Source organism: Gordonia sp. ALPHA1B1 (assembly GCF_005502615.1).
GTDB lineage: Bacteria > Actinomycetota > Actinomycetes > Mycobacteriales > Mycobacteriaceae > Gordonia > Gordonia hongkongensis.
Genome location: NZ_SCOC01000022.1, coordinates 32,394 through 49,612 on the forward strand (window position 1 = coordinate 32,394; position 17,219 = coordinate 49,612).

17 protein-coding genes are annotated in these 17,219 nt (G+C 68.2%); 7 read left to right on the forward strand and 10 right to left on the reverse strand.

Annotated features, from left to right (window positions below):
• The first annotated feature begins 40 nt into the window (after positions 1-40).
• Positions 41-385, forward strand: a complete 345-nt coding sequence (locus FFS52_RS15400; RefSeq protein ID WP_065629130.1) for a nuclear transport factor 2 family protein — start codon at positions 41-43, stop codon at positions 383-385.
• Complete coding sequence (locus tag FFS52_RS15405; protein WP_349291566.1) at positions 382-1,212, forward strand: LysE family translocator; 831 nt, start codon at positions 382-384, stop codon at positions 1,210-1,212. Before FFS52_RS15400 ends, FFS52_RS15405 begins: the two co-directional genes overlap by 4 nt.
• On the opposite strand, the gene FFS52_RS15410 is transcribed toward FFS52_RS15405, so the two are convergent.
• The 7 genes from FFS52_RS15410 to FFS52_RS15440 all read right to left on the reverse strand — a co-directional run bounded on the left by FFS52_RS15410 (position 1,213) and on the right by FFS52_RS15440 (position 10,232).
• Positions 1,213-2,847, reverse strand: a complete 1,635-nt coding sequence (locus FFS52_RS15410) for an acyl-CoA synthetase (protein ID WP_137810202.1) — start codon at positions 2,845-2,847, stop codon at positions 1,213-1,215. It abuts the gene before it with no gap.
• A gap of 64 nt (positions 2,848-2,911) precedes the next feature.
• Positions 2,912-4,084: a lipid-transfer protein gene (locus tag FFS52_RS15415; protein WP_137810203.1), complete on the reverse strand. Its 1,173-nt coding sequence runs from the start codon at positions 4,082-4,084 to the stop codon at positions 2,912-2,914.
• Positions 4,084-4,539 (reverse strand): MaoC family dehydratase, encoded by a 456-nt coding sequence (locus tag FFS52_RS15420; RefSeq protein WP_137810204.1) that lies wholly within the window; start codon positions 4,537-4,539, stop codon positions 4,084-4,086. The genes FFS52_RS15415 and FFS52_RS15420 overlap by 1 nt, the downstream gene beginning before the upstream one ends.
• Entirely contained in the window at positions 4,536-5,597 is a 1,062-nt protein-coding gene (locus tag FFS52_RS15425; RefSeq protein WP_137810205.1) for an OB-fold domain-containing protein, read from the reverse strand. The genes FFS52_RS15420 and FFS52_RS15425 overlap by 4 nt, the downstream gene beginning before the upstream one ends.
• The gene (locus tag FFS52_RS15430) at positions 5,594-6,757 is read right to left on the reverse strand and encodes an acyl-CoA dehydrogenase family protein (protein ID WP_058251187.1); all 1,164 of its coding nucleotides are present in this window, start codon (positions 6,755-6,757) and stop codon (positions 5,594-5,596) included. The genes FFS52_RS15425 and FFS52_RS15430 overlap by 4 nt, the downstream gene beginning before the upstream one ends.
• On the reverse strand, positions 6,747-7,901 hold the full coding sequence (locus tag FFS52_RS15435; RefSeq protein WP_137810206.1) for an acyl-CoA dehydrogenase family protein: 1,155 nt from the start codon (positions 7,899-7,901) through the stop codon (positions 6,747-6,749). The genes FFS52_RS15430 and FFS52_RS15435 overlap by 11 nt, the downstream gene beginning before the upstream one ends.
• Before the next feature lie 123 nt (positions 7,902-8,024).
• Positions 8,025-10,232, reverse strand: coding sequence for an acyl-CoA dehydrogenase (locus tag FFS52_RS15440; RefSeq protein ID WP_137810207.1), 2,208 nt, complete (start codon positions 10,230-10,232; stop codon positions 8,025-8,027).
• Positions 10,233-10,366: 134 nt separating this feature from the next.
• Here FFS52_RS15440 and kstR point away from each other — a divergent pair, with 134 nt between their 5' ends.
• From kstR to FFS52_RS15455, 3 genes are all read left to right on the forward strand, one after another.
• The gene (gene kstR, locus FFS52_RS15445) at positions 10,367-11,017 is read left to right on the forward strand and encodes a cholesterol catabolism transcriptional regulator KstR (protein ID WP_137810208.1); all 651 of its coding nucleotides are present in this window, start codon (positions 10,367-10,369) and stop codon (positions 11,015-11,017) included.
• A gap of 123 nt (positions 11,018-11,140) precedes the next feature.
• Positions 11,141-12,151 (forward strand): alpha/beta hydrolase family protein, encoded by a 1,011-nt coding sequence (locus FFS52_RS15450; RefSeq protein ID WP_137810209.1) that lies wholly within the window; start codon positions 11,141-11,143, stop codon positions 12,149-12,151.
• Positions 12,148-12,621: a MaoC/PaaZ C-terminal domain-containing protein gene (locus FFS52_RS15455; RefSeq protein ID WP_137810210.1), complete on the forward strand. Its 474-nt coding sequence runs from the start codon at positions 12,148-12,150 to the stop codon at positions 12,619-12,621. The genes FFS52_RS15450 and FFS52_RS15455 overlap by 4 nt, the downstream gene beginning before the upstream one ends.
• 66 nt (positions 12,622-12,687) lie before the next feature.
• Here the strand turns inward: FFS52_RS15455 and FFS52_RS15460 are convergent, their stop codons facing one another.
• Positions 12,688-13,380 (reverse strand): SDR family NAD(P)-dependent oxidoreductase, encoded by a 693-nt coding sequence (locus FFS52_RS15460; protein ID WP_065629122.1) that lies wholly within the window; start codon positions 13,378-13,380, stop codon positions 12,688-12,690.
• 62 nt (positions 13,381-13,442) lie between these two features.
• On the opposite strand from FFS52_RS15460, the gene FFS52_RS15465 reads away from it, so the two are divergent.
• The gene (locus FFS52_RS15465; protein ID WP_137810211.1) at positions 13,443-14,729 is read left to right on the forward strand and encodes an MFS transporter; all 1,287 of its coding nucleotides are present in this window, start codon (positions 13,443-13,445) and stop codon (positions 14,727-14,729) included.
• Here FFS52_RS15465 and FFS52_RS15470 read toward each other — a convergent pair.
• Entirely contained in the window at positions 14,726-15,592 is an 867-nt protein-coding gene (locus FFS52_RS15470; protein ID WP_137810212.1) for an oxygenase MpaB family protein, read from the reverse strand. The genes FFS52_RS15465 and FFS52_RS15470 overlap by 4 nt on opposite strands.
• Before the next feature lie 142 nt (positions 15,593-15,734).
• Complete coding sequence (locus FFS52_RS15475; protein ID WP_137810213.1) at positions 15,735-16,580, reverse strand: 3-hydroxybutyryl-CoA dehydrogenase; 846 nt, start codon at positions 16,578-16,580, stop codon at positions 15,735-15,737.
• 160 nt (positions 16,581-16,740) lie between these two features.
• On the opposite strand from FFS52_RS15475, the gene FFS52_RS15480 reads away from it, so the two are divergent.
• Positions 16,741-17,067, forward strand: a complete 327-nt coding sequence (locus FFS52_RS15480; RefSeq protein WP_137810214.1) for a hypothetical protein — start codon at positions 16,741-16,743, stop codon at positions 17,065-17,067.
• Positions 17,068-17,219 lie beyond the last annotated feature (152 nt).

The following is a 17,219-nucleotide window of genomic DNA, read 5'->3' on the forward strand; positions in this document are numbered from 1 at the left end:
GGGTTGACCCTCCCCTTGGGGGAAGCCCCACGGTGGGGTCATGAACACAGAATGGGATGCACTCCCCGACACGATCAGGACTTTCATGACCGCGCTCGACGCGCGGGACGACGACCAGGCGCTCGCCATGTTCACCGCCGATGCGGTGGTGACCGACGAGGGCCACGACCACGCGGGACGCGACGAGATCAGCGCCTGGCTGGCCGCCTCGGTCAGCGGCAGTGAGTACACCTACACGTCCGAGTTCACCGGCGCGACCGCAACCGGCGACACCGTCGACGTCGGACAACATCTGCAGGGCGACTTCCCCGGAGGCGTTGCCGATCTGCACTACCGATTCGTTCTCGACGGCGCCCTGATCAGCCGGCTGGTGATCGAGCCGTGACCCGACGATGGTTCATCACCGGGGGGACACCGGGCGGCTTCGGGGTGGCATTCGCCGACGCCGCGTTGGTGACCTCGACGGACGCGGCGTCCTCGCTGCGCTCGGTCGACGCTGCTCGGCCAGCAGTGGGGGCCACCGGCCCCGGCGCGCTCGCCCGCGCCCCGGTTCCTACCATGACCTTCATGCTCGCCGCCCTCTTGTCCTTCATCGTCACCGCGACGCTGATCGTGCTGCTGCCGGGTCCGGACACCCTGGTGGTCCTGCGCGGAGTGGTCCGTGGTGGACGCGGCGAAGCCTTCCGGACCGCCGCCGGCATCGTGTGCGGACTGATGGTCTGGGTCACCGCCGCGGTCCTGGGCCTGTCGGCATTGCTGCAGGCCAGCGAGACCGGTTACGAGATCCTCAAGATCGTCGGGGCCTGCTACCTCGTGTGGATGGGTATCAGCTCGGTCCGCGCGATGCTGCGCGCCGCACCTGATCTCGCGGCATCGCATGACGTGGTCGAGCCGCCCGCGGGCCGGAAGGCGGGACTGCTGTTCTCCGGTTTCACCGCCGGCCTGCTCACCAACATCCTCAACCCGAAGATCGGCATCCTGTTCATCAGTCTCCTGCCCGGCTTCGTGCCGGACGGCTACTCGACGGGATGGACGACGCTCGGGCTGGGGGCGATCTACATCGCGCTGACCGCCGCGTACTTCACCGTGCTGGTGGGCGCCGCCGGCCGAATCGCCGGATGGCTGCAGAGCGCACGAATCCGCCGTCGCGTCGAAGCGATCGGCGGAGTCGCGTTGATCGGGCTCGGAGTGCGCCTGGCACTCGAGGGCTGATCAGACCGGGGCGGCCTCGTTCGCCGCGGCCGCGGCCTTGGCCCAGCGGTAGTCGGCCTTGCCGGCCGGGGTCCGCTTGACCTCGTCGACGAAGACGACCGTGCGGGGCACCTTGTAGCGGGCGAGGGTCTCCCGGCAGTGGTCCTGGATCTCCTCCAACGACGGCTCGTCGGCCCCGTCGGCGACGTTGACCACCGCCGCGACCCGCTGGCCGTACTTCTCGTCGGGAACCGGGACGACGAGCGCGTCGGCGATCGCCGGATGCGCGTGCAGCACCGCCTCGACCTCCTCGGCGTAGACCTTCTCGCCGCCGGTGTTGATGCACTGCGAACCACGTCCGAGGAACACGATCGAACCGTCGGCCTCCACGGTGCCCATGTCGCCCAGGATCGAGATCCGGGTGCCGTCGGCCAGCGTCGGAAAGGTCTTCGCCGTCTTCTCCTCGTCCTTGTAGTAGCCGAGCGGGACGTTGCCGATGCGCGCGATGTAACCGACTTCGCCCGAGCCGGGCTCGATCTTGTTGTGCCGCTCGTCGACGACCATCATCCGGTCCGTCGGCGGGACCTTCAGGTTCCCGTTCTCGTCCATCATGATCTCGCCGTCGTTGCCCGACTCCGACGCGCCGAAGTTGTCGCGCAGCACCAGATCCGGCTTCACCGCGAGCATCCGGTCACGCACGTGCTGAGACCAGATCGCGCCGCCGGAGGTGATCGAGAACATCGACGACAGATCGACGGAGTCCTTGCGCTTCTCGAGCTCCTCGACGAGCGGCATGCCCATGGCGTCGCCGACGATGAGGACGATGTTCACCTTCTCCTTCTCGATCTCGGTCACGATCGCCTCGGGGTCGAAGTCGCGCTGGATGACCAGCCGGCCACCGAGGGTGAAGAACGTGAACAACGAGTACGACGCCGCGCCGTGCATGAGCGGAGCCGCGAGCAGGAACGCGATGGGCGGAAAATCCTTGACCGCCGTGCCGATCTCCGCGAGATCCTTGCGGGCCTCGCCGTAGGGGTTGCCGCCGGAAAGCGGCTTGCGGAAGAAGTCGTCGTGCTGCCACATGACGCCCTTCGGGTACCCGGTGGTGCCGCCGGTGTAGAGCAGGTAGAGCTCCTCGCCGTTGCGCGGCTCGAAGTCCCGGCCGTCGGGCTTGGACTCCGCGTCGGCGAACGACACGATCTCGACGACGCGGCCGTCGGGCAGGTCGGCAACCGCCGCACGGAGTTCCTCGACGATGTCGCCGATGACGAACACCGTTCGCACGGTGGGGGTCTCGGCGAGCAACGCGGCGACGCTGCGCTGGTGCTCCGGCAGTTCGACGATGATCGCGCGGGAGTCGGAGTTGTCGAAGATGTACTGCAGTTCGGCGTTGGTGTAGCGGTAGTTCACGTTGACCGGGACCGCGCGCACCTTCAGCAGCCCCAGCAGGCTCGTCACGTGTTCGATGCTGTTCTTCAGGAACAGCGCGACATTGTCGAACGCACCGATCCCCGCGCCGGCGAACAGATGCGCCACCTGATTGGAGAGGGTGTCGAGTTCGGCATAGCTGATCTGGCGACCCTGGTAGCTGAGCGCGATCCGCTCGGGCACCGAGTCGGCGACGGTCTCGAAGACATCGGCGAGGTTGAACTTCATCGTGCGCGCTCCTTGGTTCTACGGAGTGAATTGGTGGAGAAAAAGTGCATCGGATAGTCAGCTGTCATGCGGTCAGCACCAATCCACTTGTGGGAACGCCGGTTCCGGCGGTCACGACGACCTTCTCGGCCGCCTCGACCTGGTTCACCGACGTCCCGCGGATCTGCCGGACCCCTTCGGCGATCCCGTTCATGCCGTGGATGTAGGCCTCGCCCAGCTGGCCGCCGTGCGTGTTCAGCGGCAACCGGCCACCCACCTCGAGGGCACCCGGTTCCCGGACGAAGTCCTTGGCCTCGCCCCGCCCGCAGAATCCCAGCTCCTCGAGCTGCAGGAGTGTGTACGGGGTGAAGTGGTCGTAGAGGATCGCCATGTCCATGTCGTCGGGACGCAGCCCCGACTGCGACCAGAGCTGGCGGCCGACGAGCCCCATCTCCGGCAGACCGGCGAGCTCATCCCGGTAGTAACTGGTCATGATGTACTGGTCGGCGGCACTGCCGGCCGCGGCGGCCGCGATCACGGCGGGCCTGTGCGGCAGGTCTTTCGCGCGTTCCGGGGACACGATCACCAGCGCGACGCCGCCGTCGGATTCCTGGCAGCAGTCGAGGAGGTGCAACGGCTCGGCGATGTACCGCGAGTTCTGGTGATCCTCGAGGGTGATCGGCTTGTCGTAGAAGAACGCGTCCGGGTTCACCGCGGCGTGTTTTCGGTCGACGACGGCGATCCGCCCGAAATCCTCACTGGTGGCGCCGAAGTCGTGCATGTAGCGCTGGGCGATCATCGCGACGAACGCGGCCGGTGTCGACAACCCGTGCGGGTAGGTGAAGGCGTTCTCGGTACCGGACGAGTTCTCCTGGTTCGCCACTGCCGAATTCACCTGCCCGAAGCGCAGTCCCGACCGTTCGTTGAACGCGCGGTAGGCCACCACGACGTCGGCGACACCCGTGGCCACCGCCATCGCGGCCTGCTGCACCGTGGCACACGCCGCGCCACCGCCGTAGTGGATCCGCGAGAAGTAGGTCAGGTCCCCGATCCCCACGGCCCGGGCAACGGAGATCTCGCTGTTGGTGTCCATCGTGAACGTGACGAGACCGTCGACGTCGGCGGGTGTGAGACCGGCGTCGGCGATCGCCGCCGACACCGCCTCCGCGGCGAGCCGGAGTTCGCTGCGCCCGGAATCCTTGGAGAACTCCGTGGCACCGATGCCGGCGATGACCGCCTGACCGGACAGTGATCCCATCAGAGTCCCTCCCCTCGACCCGCGGGCGAACCGACCGTGTCGGGTTCGGTGGCGCCGATCGTGAGCGTGACGGTCGAGATGACGTGCTTGCCCAGCGAATTCGTCCCGGTCACGGCGACGGTGATGACCCCGGCGTCGACCGCGGTGACCTCGCCGGTGAAGGTGACCGTGTCGTAGGCGTACCAGGGCACACCGAGTTTCAGCGCGATGGAGCGGATTCGGGCGGTCGGGCCAGCCCAATCGGTCACGAACCGCTCGACCAGCCCGGTGTCGGTGAGGATGTTGACGAAGATGTCCTTGGACCCCTTCGCCTGCGCGAGGTCGCGATCATGATGCACGTCCTGGAAGTCGCGTGTGGCGAGCGCGGTCGCCACGACAAACGTGGGGGTCGCCTCGATCGTCAACGCCGGCAGCATCGTTCCGACGGCAGCGGGGTCGGTGGCAACGCTTGTCATGCGGGCTCCCCTTCGGTAGGCACGGCCGGTTCCCACGCGTGCAGGGTCCAGGCCGGAGTCCCGGCCTCGTCATCGGCAGGGAAGTCGAGATAGGTCGCGCGCACCGGCATGCCGATGGCCACCTGCTCGGGTTCGACGCCCCGGAGCTCACCGAGCATGCGGATTCCCTCGTCGAGTTCGACGAGGGCCACGACGAACGGCAACCGCCGCCCGGGCACCTTCGGCGCTCGATGCACGACATAGCTGTAGACGGTGCCGGTACCGGCCGCGACCACGTAGTCCGTTGGCGGGACGGTTCCGTCGGCCTCGCGCGGCTTCCAGGTCGCCGGCACCGGCGGGTGCCGCAGCGCCCCGTCGCCGTCGCGCTGGATGCGCAGCTCGTGGGCGGCCACGCCCTCCCAGAAGAAGGCGGTGTCCCGGGATGCGCTCGGCTTGAGCAAGCGCGCCGGGTCGAGGTCGTCGGGCACCCCGGCGTCGGAAGCCGGCTCGGCAGCAGCGTGTGCGGCGGGGCGGAACTTCAGGATGCGGAACCGCATCTCGGCGACGACCTCACGCGCCCCGTCGGCTCCGCCGACCGACCAGACGTTGCGGGTGGTGAAGAACCAACCCTCGCCGAGCGCGGTGTTCTTCGGCCCGACGACCTCGACGAGTTCGGCCGACAGCGAGACCTCCTCGCCCGGGCGGGTGTAGCGGTGATAGACGGTGTCGCAGTTCGTCGCCACCACCGAGGTGAAGCCGGCCTCGTCGAAGAGTTCGCTGGCGCGACCCAGCGGATCGTCCGCGGTCCGCACCCCGTGGAGGCCGCGCATCGTCCACACCTGCGCCATCGCGGGTGGCGCGACGGTGCCGGGATGGCCGGCCGCACGCGCGGCGTCGACATCGGTGTAGACGGGGTTCGTGTCGCCCATCGCCTCGACCCAGTTGTTGATCATGGGCTGATTGATCGGGTCCCGCCCGGTGACAGGTGCGCTCGGTCCGGCGTCGATGATCTCCTGAGCGGCGGCTCGGATCGCCTCGTCTCCGGCGACGCCGTCGCGGGCGAGCTCGGGCGCGCTCACCGCTTGGCCCGCGGGAGTCCGAGGCCGGCGGTCGCGATCATGTCGCGCATGACCTCGTTGACGCCACCGCCGAAGGTGATGACGACGTGGCGCTTCTCCTGGACGTCGAGCCAGTTCACCAGCGCCGCGGTCTCCGGATCGGCGAAATCGCCGTAGCGCCCGATGATCTCGTCGACCATCCGGCAGACGGTCTGGATGCGTTCGGTCGAGAACACCTTGGTGGCCGCCGCGTCGGCCATCGAGATGGCCTCACCCGTCGCGGCCACCTGCCAGTTGAGCAACTCGTTGATGCGGCCGTAGGCGTCGATGGTCGCGAGCGCGCGACGGACGTCGGGATGCTTGGCGATGACCGTCCCGTCGGGGCCCGGCCGCTGCGCCCAGGCACGCACCCGTGCCGCGAGTCCGTCGATGCGGCCGGCGGGGCCGAGCATGACGCGCTCGTGATTGAGCTGGGTGGTGATCAGCTTCCACCCGCCCCCCTCCTCGCCGACCCGCATCGACACCGGAACCCGAACATCCTGGTAGTAGGTGGCATTCACGTGGTGCGCGCCGTCGGCGGTGATGATCGGCGTCCACGTGAAACCGGGGTCGGAGGTGTCGACGATGAGGATCGAGATGCCCTTGTGCTTGGGAGCATCCCGATCGGTGCGGACAGCGAGCCAGATGTAGTCGGCGTCGTGACCGCCGGTCGTGAAGATCTTCTGGCCGTTGACCACATAGTGGTCGCCGTCGCGGACCGCAGTGGTGGTCAACGACGCCAGGTCGGTGCCGGCCTCGGGTTCGGTGTAGCCGATGGCGAAGTGCACATCACCGGCCAGGATCGCGGGCAGGAACTTCTGTTTCTGCTCCTCGGTGCCGTGTACCTGCAGCGTCGGCCCGACGGTCTGCAGCGTCACCGCCGGCAGCGGGACGTCGGCGCGCACGGCCTCGTTGGTGAAGATCTGCTGTTCGATCTCACCGAAACCCTTGCCGCCGAACTCCGTCGGCCATCCGACGCCCAACCAGCCGTCGTCACCCATCCGCTTGATGACCTTGCGGTAGGTCGGGCCGTGGCGTTCGGTCAGCATCACCGCCGCCTCGTCGGGAGTGACGAGGTCGGCGAAGTACTCGCGCAGTTCCGCGCGCAGCGCGCGCTGTTCGGGGGTGAGATCAATGAACATCGGGCACCTCTGCGATACGGGTGTCGTCGGCGGGGACGTCGGTGATGTCGGCGAGCTCGTCGAGCCGCACGTGCGCTCCGCCCACCAGACGCGCGAGGTCTTTGGTGAGCGAGAAGTAGCGGTGAAGCGGATAGGTGATGTCGACGCCGATGCCGCCGTGCAGGTGGGTCATCGTCCGCGTGGTCGGCGGGACCTCCTCGGCCAGCCAGTAGGCGGCGATCGCGAGATCGGTTGCGGCGTCCAGACCTTCGGACAACCGCCAGGCCGCCGAGGTGGTCGCGAGTTCCATCGACCGGCCGACGACGTAGATGTCGGCGAGCTGCTGGCCCACCGCCTGGAACAAGGCGATCGGCCTGCCGAACTGCTCGCGCGTGGAGACGTGGTCGGCGGTCAGTCGGGTGGCGCCGGCGACCAGGCCGTCGGCGTAGGCGCACAGCGCCAGGCGGTAGCGGTCACGGAGGATCGCGAGGTCGCGGACCACGATGTCGGCGTCGTCGACGGGAACGTCGTCGAAGGCCACCGTGTACTCGCCCCAGCCGCTCGAGGTCGGCGTGCGCGTGATGGTGACCCCGTCGGCGGCTGGCGAGACGGCGACGACACCGGCATCGGCGGCCACCAGGAACAGCGAGGCACCGTCGGCGTGCAGGACGCCGACCTTCGTGCCGCTGAGCCGCCCGTCGCGGACCGAGGTCCGCGGATGCGCCGTCAGGGCGTCGCCGTGTTCGCCGATCGCCACCGACACCCAGCTGCCGCCGGTGAGCGAACTGCCGAACCGCGACCACACCGATCCCTCGCCGTCCTGGGCGTCGGCCCTGGCGAACACAAGCGCCGCGGTCAGCGATCCGAGGGCCGGCGTCACCGCCGCGGCCCGGCCCATCCGGCGGAACAACGGGAGCAGACCCGACTCGTCGACCTCGTCACCGTCGAGCGAGGCCGGCAGGGGCAGGGCAAGCAGTCCGGCGTCGACGAGCGCCTGCCAGCCATCGGCCTCGAACCCGCCGCGGGTCGCCTCCTGCTCGGCCGCTGCCGTCCCACCGGAATGACGCCCACCGAACGTCGACTCCCAGTCGGGCTGTCGTCGCGCGAACACGTCCTCGGCGACGTCGCGAACCGCGATCGCCGTGCCGTCCAGGGCAAAGTCCACCCTGTGCCTCCCTCACCATGAACCCGTCAAGAACTAGAACCTGTTCTAGTTGTATCAGAGTCCGCGCGCAGGGGTGTCGGAATCGGCGCTTATCTGCGGTTTCGGCACTCTTGCCGCAGCCGGTTACCGCGGCAAACCGAGAATGCGTTCCGCCGCGGCCGTGCGCAGGATCTGAGTAGTGCCGCCCGCGATCGAGAGGCAGCGGTTCTGCAGGACCACGTCGGACGCCTCGGTCGCCGCCAGACCCGCGACCCCCAGGAGCCGCAGCGCGAGATCGGGTACCGATTGGCGATGTTCGACGCCGATCAACTTGCGCACGCTCGACAACGCACCGGGGTCGAGCCCGGCCAGTTGCCTGGTCGCGGCCCGCGCGTCGAGGACCCGGCCGACGTGGGCGTCGGCGAGCTGGGTGCCGAGCGACGCTAGCTCCTCGGCGGTCAGCCCCCGATCCATCGACCGCACCTGCGAGAGAAGTGACTCCATCTCCTTGCCGAGACCGGTACCGCCCATCGCCACCCGCTCGTTCGCGAGGGTGGTGCGGGCCAGCCGCCAGCCGCCGTTGATCTCGCCGACGACACAGTCGTCCGGCACGACCACACCGTCGAGGAAGACCTCGTTGAAGTTGGCCCGCCCGGACAGCTCGCGCAGCGGCCGGATGTCGATGCCAGGCGAACCCATGTCGACGAGGAAGTAGGTGATGCCCTTGTTCTTCGGCGCCTCGGGATCGGTGCGTGCGAGGCAGATCGCCCACTGTGCGTTGTGCGCCTGCGAGGTCCAGATCTTCTGGCCGTCCAGGCGCCAGCCGCCGTCGACCCGCTCCGCCCGTGTGCGCAACGCGGCCAGGTCCGAGCCGGCCTCGGGTTCGGAGAACAGCTGGCACCACACGATTTCACCGGCCAGCGTCGGAGCGACGAACCGCTCGCGCTGCGCGTCGGTGCCGTGTTCCAGGATCGTCGGGATCGCCCATGCGCCGATCACCAGGTCGGGCCGCTCGATCCCGGCCGCCTCGAGCTCGGTGTCGATCAGCAGCTGCATCGCGGCATCCGCCCCCAGACCGTGCGGTGCCGGCCAGTGCGGGGTCAGGTAGCCGGTCTCGGCGAGGAGCCGGCGACGATCGTCGGGTGCGGCGTCGGCGATCCTCGCGACGGTGGTGCGGACCTCGTCGCGCCGGTCCTCGACCTGCGAGAGGTCCAGACGGAAGCGCCGTCGCGCCCCCTCGAGCCCGAGCCGGGCGAGGGTGGCGGCGTGCGACGATGCGTTCGCGAGCGACGCCTGCGCGGCGAGTGCGGCGCGCAGATAGAGGTGGGCGTCGTGCTCGAAGGTGAACCCGATGCCGCCGAGGACCTGGACGCAGTCCTTGGTGTTGGCGACCGGGTCGCGACCGACCACGACGTCGGCTGCCAGCCTGCTGATCTCGAGTTGCTCGAGCGCCGGAGCGAGCCCGTCCCCCGTCCCGGCCGCGAGCACGTCGTCGACCGCGCCGGCGACATCCCACGCGACCGCGGTGACGCGTTCGCTGCGGCACAGCATCTCGGCGCAGATGTGCTTGATCGCCTGGAACGACCCGATCGGCACGCCGAACTGGGTGCGGACCTTCGCGTACTCGACGGCGGTGTCGAGAGCCCACCGGGTGACGCCGCTCTGATAAGCGGCGAGCGTCGCCGACAGCAGGCCCGCGACGAACGTCCCCTCGCCCAGTTCGATGAGGTCCTCGGCCGCGATCTCGGACAGTGTCACGTGGCTGACCGAGGCCGTGCCGTCGAGCGGGGTCTGTGGCGTGACGTCGGCGACTCCGACGCCCGGCGGCACGATCCACCACGACCGTTCCCGATCGTCGGTCCCGAATTCGACCATCACGGCGCAACCCTCGACGTAGCCGGTGACGAGCCCGAGGTCGAGTGCGCCGTCGGCCAGGGTGAGACCCGCCCCGGCGTAGCTCGTCGCCGGCGTAACCACCGGCACCGATCCGGCCAGCACCTCCGCCAACAGCGCGGCACCCCGGTCGTCGTCACCCTGCGCCGAATCCGCACGGCGAACCGCCAGCGCGATCGCCGCGGTCACCGTCGGACCGAGCGGGCCGGGGACGAGATCGGCCCCGCACTGCTCGAGCATGGCGGCCACGTCGAGGAAACTCGCACCGAGACCGTCGGACGCCTCGGGGACCGCTGCGGCGAACACGCCCAGATCGGCGATCTGCGAAAATAGACCGGTCCACTGGTCGCTCGGCTTGTCGAGGTCGGACCGCACGATGTCGGTCACACTGGTGGAGCGCGCCCAGGACGCGATGCTGTCACGGACCGCGATCTGCTCGGAAGACGTGGCGATTGTCACTGGCAATCCCTGTATGTCGAGTTGTGACGAATAATTAGAACCTGTTCTAATATGCCATGGGTGTACTCGGATCGGGTAGCCACCCACGATCCACCCATTGAGACGTTTGATCACGTGAGGATGTTCGAGAGCACATGGCCCGTTCTGCACCCGGCAACGCCGCGGTCGACGCCCCCAACGGGGCTGCGGCGCCGGCCGCCTCGCCCGAAGCCGGCTCCACCGCGCAGCGCGAACGCCGCCGCCGCATCCTCGACGCCACCCTCGCGCTGGCGTCCAAGGGCGGATACGACGCCGTGCAGATGCGCACCGTCGCCGACAAGGCCGACGTCGCCGTCGGGACGCTGTACCGCTACTTCCCGTCGAAGGTCCACCTTCTCGTCACCGCGCTCGCCCGCGAGTTCGAGCGAGTCGAGTCGAAGGTCGATCGTTCCCAGTTGCGCGGCGACACCGCGATCGACCGCCTCCGTCATGTCCTGGACATGATCACTTTCGCGATGCAGCGCGATCCGCTTCTCACCGAGGCGATGACGCGCGCGTTCATGTTCGCCGATGCGTCGGCGACCGCCGAGGTCGACCAGGTCGCCGGGATCATCGACCGGCTCCTCGCCGGTGCGATCGTCGATGACGGCGAACCCACCGAGGAAGATCTCGCGATCGCGCGCGTCCTCTCCGATGTGTGGATGTCGAACCTGGTGCAGTGGCTGACCCGTCGCGCGTCGGCGACCGACGTCACGAACCGGCTCGAACTCACCGTCCGGCTTCTGCTCAGGGATCGCGTCAAGTAACCGGGCCCTCCCTCGAACGTGACGTCACAACTGGGTGACGAGCACCTTCTCGACTTGGGAGCGCCAGTCGAACTCGGCTACCTTTGTTACGTCTGAGAATTCTGTTAACAGAAGGGGCTAGTGGTGCGATCCTCCTGGTTGCGACGACTGTGCGTCGTCGGATGTGCCGTTGCGGTCGCGACCGCCGGATGGGCTCCGGCCGCACTGGCCGAACCCACCCCCGATCCCGATCGCGCTCGTATCGACACCGTGGTCCACGACTCCGCCCAGCAGTCGACCCTCATCGTGTACTCGGCGGCGATGCGCAAACTCATCCCCGTCAACGTGTTGCGCCCCAAGGACACCACCAAGTCGCGCCCCACGCTCTACCTGCTCAACGGCGCCGGCGGCGGCGAGGACTCCGCGACCTGGGCGGCCAAGACCCAGTACGCGAAGTTTTTCTCCGACAAAGAGGTCAACGTCGTCACGCCGATCGGCGGCGCGTTCTCCTATTACACCGACTGGCAGCACGACGATCCGGTACTCGGCCGCAACAAGTGGACGACGTTCCTCACCAAGGAGCTCCCGCCGCTGGTGGACAAGGAATTCGACACCACCAAGGTCAACGCCATCGCCGGGATCTCGATGGCCGGGACATCGGTGCTCAACCTCGCGATCGCCGCACCGAAGCTCTACCGGTCGGCCGCCGCCTACAGCGGATGCGCGCGTACCAGCGACCCGGTGGGACAGGCCTACATCCGGATGGTCGTCGCCGACCGCGGGCAGGGCAATCTGAACAACATGTGGGGACCGGTCAATTCGGCCGGCTGGCGGGACAACGACCCGTACATCCAGGCGGACAAGCTGCGCGGCACCAAGGTCTACATGACCAGCGGCACCGGCATGCCCGGACAGTTCGACCGGCTCGAGGCACCGCTGGTCGCCGGCGATCCGCTGACATTGGCCAATCAGATGGTCATTGGCGGCATCATCGAGGCCGCGGTCAACGAGTGCACCAAGCAGATGGTGTCGCGCATGCGGGCGCTCAAGGTGCCGCACGAGGTCACCTTCCGGCCGAGCGGCACCCACTCCTGGGGTTACTGGGAACGCGACCTCGAGACCACCTGGCCGAAGATCGCGGCAGACCTGAGGTGAGCGACGCATCGGACCGCTTGTGGGCCGATGACCTGTCCGTGGGCCAGATCTTCGAGTTCGGCACGCATCACGTCAGCGAAGACGAACTGCTCGACTTCGCCCGCGCATGGGATCCGCAGGACTTCCACGTGGACAAGGCCGTTGCCGAACGCGGCCCCTACCGCGGGCTGATCGCCAGTGGGTTGCACACGATGTCGGTCTACCAGAGGCTCAATGTCACCGGCGTGCTGAACAATTGGCGGGTGATCGCGGGCAAGCGACTGGGCGACGTGGAGTTCCTGCGTCCCGTCCGCCCCGGCGACACCCTCACCGGATCGACCGTCATCGACGCGATCGAGTTCGATGACCGTGCCCGCGCTCTGGTCACCTCGTCGGCGGAGCTGCGCAACGGTGACGGAAAACCGGTGATGCGCACCGTCGTCGAAGCGTATGTGCACGCCCGGCCAAGTCGCGCGACCACTGAAGCCTGACCGTCAGCACCCCAACAGCTTTCACAACCCGTCGACTGTGCGTCCGATCCGCTGATCGCGCGGAGCTCAGCCGACGCCCGGCACGGGGACCTGCGCACCGGTGATCGCACTCGAGGCATCGGAGACCAGGAACGAGATCGTCTGAGCGATCGACTCGGGCGACACCCAGCCCGCCCGCGACGAATCCGGTTGACTGGCGCGGTTGCCCGGGGTGTCGATCACCGACGGCAGGATCGCGTTGGCCCGGATGCCGTCGGACTTGTACTCGGCGGCGAGCGCACTGATGAACGCCCACACCGCCGCCTTCGACGTGACGTACCCCGCGGCACCGGAGAAGGGTGCGAACGCCGCCTTCGCCGACACCCCGACGATCGACCCGCCGCCGGCCTCGATCATCTTCGGAATGGCCGCCGCGGACAGCAGATACAGCGGCCGCAGGTTGAGCCGGAGCAGTCGCTCGAACTCGTCGACCGGTGTCGCGTCGACCCGCTCCCCCATCGCGAACCCGCCCACCAGGTTCACCACCGCGGTCACCGGCGCCGACGCGTCGCTCGAGGCGATCGCCACGACCTCGGCGACCGACGCCTCGTCGAAGAGGTCGGCGTGCACACCGACCAACCGGTCCGATTCCGGGAGGCGTGACAACCCGGCTTCGGTGCGCCCGGGCACCACCACGCGCCATCCGTCGTCGAGCAACGTGCGGGTGACCGCCGACCCCAGGCCGCCCGTCCCGCCCGACACGATCACCGTCTGCGTCATCCCGCCGACCCTACTGGAGGCGGGCCCGTGGGTGGAGGCGCACGCGCCTACGATGGTCGGCGATGACCGACGACCGTGTTCCCGAGATCGGAGACGAACCCCGGGAGCGCGAACCGGGCGGTCGTCGCCGCCCCGACGACGCCGACCGGACGAGCATGTTCGCGTCGTTGCGCATCCCCAACTACCGCCTGTTCTACGCCGGCATGGCCGTCTCGATGACGGGTTCGTGGATGCAGGCGACGGCGCAGGCGTGGCTCGTGCTGACGCTGAGCGGGTCGGCGTCCGTCCTGGGACTCATCGTCGCCCTGCAGGCGCTACCGGTCCTGCTCATCGGGCCGTACGCGGGCGTGATCGCCGACCGCGTCGATCGTCGACGCCTGCTCATCGTCCTGCAGTCGATGATGGGGCTGCTGGCCGCGGCGCTCGCCGCCGTCACCCTCACGGGGGTGGTGCAGGTCTGGCACGTCGGCGTGCTGGCGGTGATGCTCGGGCTCGGCCACGCCTTCGAACAGCCGGCGCGACAGGCGTTCATCCATCAGATCGTCGGCAAGGACCTCATCCGCAACGCGGTCACCCTCAACTCGGTCATGGTGAACGCCGCTCGCGCCGTGGGCCCGGCGGTGGCCGGGGTGATCCTGGCCCTCGTCGGTTCCGGTCTGTGCTTCGCCATCAACGCGGTCAGCTTCATCGCCGTAGTCGCGTCGCTGCTCGCGCTCGACTCGTCGAAGATCACCGCGGAATCACCGGTTCCGCGCGCGAAAGGTCAGCTGCGCGAGGGTCTTCGATATGTCCGGAGTCGCCCCGCGCTGTGGATTCCACTGGCGACCATGGCGCTCGTCGGGACCCTGACGTACAACTTCCCGGTCACGCTGCCCGCCGCCGCGGACTTCGTCTTCGACGGCGGGCCGCAAGCCCTCGGTTTCATGACGTCGGCGATGGGAGTCGGTGCGGTCGTCGGCGGACTCGTGGTCGCGGCCCGCGGGAACACCGGATTGCGGCCACTCACGCTGGCGGCCTTCGGCTTCGGGGTCGCCGTCGCTGCGACCGCACTCGCCCCGAACCTCCCGACGGCGATCTGCGCGCTCTTCGGGGTCGGCTGGTTGAGTGTCACCTTCATGTCGACGGGAAACGCGACCCTGCAGCTCAATTCCGAACCGCGGATGCGGGGCCGGGTGATGGCGTTGTGGTCGGTGGCGTTCATGGGCTCGACGCCCATCGGCGGCCCGATCGTCGGCGCGATCATCGAGACATTCGGTGCGCGTGTCGGTCTCGCGGTCGGAGCCGTCGCGTGCCTGGCCGCCGGGTCGCTCGCCTTCCTGGCCGCACGCCGGAGCGGTACCGCGTCCTAGACGAGCGGCCGCCCCATCTTCACCCGGAGCCGGACATCAGCCAGCAGGAGCCGGAAACCCAACTGCGACACCCACAGCGGAGTGCGACGCTCCTTCTCCACCAGCCGGCCGACGTAGCCGTCGAACCATTTCTGATCTTCGTCGGTCCACTCGACCCGGAGTGCGTCGCGGAACGGCTGCGGCAGATAGCCGATGGTCCGGCGCAGTTTGACCGGACCGTACTTCTCCTGGATGCGTTCCGGCGCGTAACCGAAATTGGCGATGTCGAGCAGGAAGTCCCGGATCTCGTCGCTGATCTCGATGCGCGAGACCTGGTCGTCCCAGTAGGTGGTGAACTCGTCGCGCGTGGCGGGCCACGCCTCGGCCGGCATCTGCAGCGTCGTCCCGCAGACCTTGCCCTGCTGGTAGAACTTCTCGCGATCCGCACCCTGCAGCGGTCCGTGGACACGCTCGTAGATGTCCTCCCACCCGAAGTAGAGGCACGCCGCGACCCAGAGCTGCAGGTCGATGTTCATCGCGTTGTACTCCACGGGACTGTTCTCGTCCGAGCGCACCTGCGCGTGCTGGCGGTTGACGGCATGCCGGTACCGGCGCCGGTCGTCGGCGTTGCCGATGATCGCGACCGCCAGATACGACGCGGTGGTCCGTGCGCGTTTGACCGGATGTTTGTCGAGCCGCCCGTTCTCGACCTTGCTGTGTGCGACACCGTAGCCGACCGCCGGATTGGCGAGCTGCATGATGACGTTCGTCGTGCTCATCGTCTGTCCCATCGAGAGCAGCGAGCGCGCGAAGAAGCTGCTGTCGATGTTGTCCATCTCCACCCGCGACATCCGCTCATCGGATTGCGTCATGACCCCACCCATTCTGATAACGCTTGTTGTCTGATTGCTGTCAGCTTAGCGGGGGGCGCTCGGGCGGACAATCCCGCACCCGGAGGACCCCCTCATACGACGAGCCCCGGCTCACCCGAAGGTGAGCCGGGGTTCGGCGTCGGTGATCCAGCTGTCAGTAGGTGTAGAAACCTCGACCGGTCTTTCGTCCGAGGCGTCCCGCGTCGACCATGCGACGCAGCAGCGCCGGCGGCGCGTAGTGGGGTTCGGCGAATTCCGCGTACAGCGACTCCGCGGCGGAGAGCGTGACGTCGAGACCGATGGTGTCGAGCAGGGTGAGCGGCCCCATCGGGTAGCCGCAGCCACCCTTCATCGCGAGGTCGATGTCCTCGGCCGAGGCGTAGCCCGAGTCGAACATCCGGATGGCCTGGCACAGGTACGGGATGAGCAGCGCGTTGACGATGAAGCCGGAGCGGTCACCCGCGCGGACCGCGGTCTTGCCGAGGGTGTCGGTGACGTATGCGCTCACGGCGTCGGCCGTCTCCGGCGCGGTGGTCAGCGTGGAGATGATCTCGACCAGCGGCATCACCGGTACCGGGTTGAAGAAGTGCACGCCGACAACGCGTTCGGGGGTCTTGGTCGCGGTCGCGACCTTGATGATCGGGATCGACGACGTGTTGGTCGCGAGGATGGTGTTCGCGCCGGTCGCCTCGTCGAGGTTCGCGAAGATCTGCCGCTTGAGCTCCTCGATCTCCGGGGCCGCCTCGATCACCAGCTCGCGATCGGCGAGGTCGGCGTAGTCGGTCGTCACCCGCAGACGTCCGAGGGCGGCGTCGGCGTCGTCCTGCGCCAGCTTGTTCTTGCTGACCGCCTTGGCCAGCGACTTCTCCACCCGCGCCCGCGCGGCGTCGGCGAACTCCTGCTTGACCTCCACGATCACGACATCGCTGCCGGCCTTCGCACACACCTCCGCGATGCCCGCTCCCATGGTGCCTCCGCCGATGACGCCGATCTGTTGCACAGTGAACCTCCGAAGTCGAGTGATACGAGACCAAACGGTAGTCGGTCGCCGGATCGGTCATCCGAACGACTCCCGGCACCCCGGGAACATTCGTCCCCGACGTCGCCTCCAAGTACATGAACCGCCCAGAAGCACTCACCCCACTTGGAAGGACATACCAATGCGCACCGAGATCCCTGCCGACGCCGTTCTCGTCGACACCGATGGCGACGGAGCCGTCGACGCCGCACTCACCGACGTCGACGGTGACGGCACCACCGACGCCATCCTCGACACCGACGGCGACGGCCAGGCCGACTCGATCGCCTACGACACCGATGCCGACGGCGAGATCGACGTGATCGAGGCCGACACCGACGCCGACGGCCTCACCGACATCGCCGTCGCCGACACCGACGGTGACGGCACCTTCGACACCGCGGTCGACGGCGAGGGCAATGTCGAGGTCGGTGACTTCGGCAGCATCGACGGCGGCGACGCCGTCTGACGTCTGACGCACCCTGCACCCGACACGAGCCGGCCCGGAGACCCCGGGCCGGCTCTGTTCGTCCGTTCGAATTCGACGATTCGCCGATGTCGTCTCGGCTCGCCCACTAGCGTGTCTCAGATCACGATCGGGGGATGCGATGATGCCTACTC

What these genes read in the sequence shown, in the direction of transcription:
- FFS52_RS15430 (WP_058251187.1), bottom strand. Translation starts at nt 6,757, where the DNA reads ATGTTCATTGATCTCACCCCCGAACAGCGCGCGCTGCGCGCGGAACTG.
- FFS52_RS15460 (WP_065629122.1), bottom strand. Translation starts at nt 13,380, where the DNA reads ATGACGCAGACGGTGATCGTGTCGGGCGGGACGGGCGGCCTGGGGTCG.
- FFS52_RS15480 (WP_137810214.1), top strand. Translation starts at nt 16,741, where the DNA reads ATGCGCACCGAGATCCCTGCCGACGCCGTTCTCGTCGACACCGATGGC.
- FFS52_RS15400 (WP_065629130.1), top strand. Translation starts at nt 41, where the DNA reads ATGAACACAGAATGGGATGCACTCCCCGACACGATCAGGACTTTCATG.
- FFS52_RS15465 (WP_137810211.1), top strand. Translation starts at nt 13,443, where the DNA reads ATGACCGACGACCGTGTTCCCGAGATCGGAGACGAACCCCGGGAGCGC.
- FFS52_RS15410 (WP_137810202.1), bottom strand. Translation starts at nt 2,847, where the DNA reads ATGAAGTTCAACCTCGCCGATGTCTTCGAGACCGTCGCCGACTCGGTG.
- FFS52_RS15415 (WP_137810203.1), bottom strand. Translation starts at nt 4,084, where the DNA reads ATGGGATCACTGTCCGGTCAGGCGGTCATCGCCGGCATCGGTGCCACG.
- kstR (WP_137810208.1), top strand. Translation starts at nt 10,367, where the DNA reads ATGGCCCGTTCTGCACCCGGCAACGCCGCGGTCGACGCCCCCAACGGG.
- FFS52_RS15470 (WP_137810212.1), bottom strand. Translation starts at nt 15,592, where the DNA reads ATGGGTGGGGTCATGACGCAATCCGATGAGCGGATGTCGCGGGTGGAG.
- FFS52_RS15420 (WP_137810204.1), bottom strand. Translation starts at nt 4,539, where the DNA reads ATGACAAGCGTTGCCACCGACCCCGCTGCCGTCGGAACGATGCTGCCG.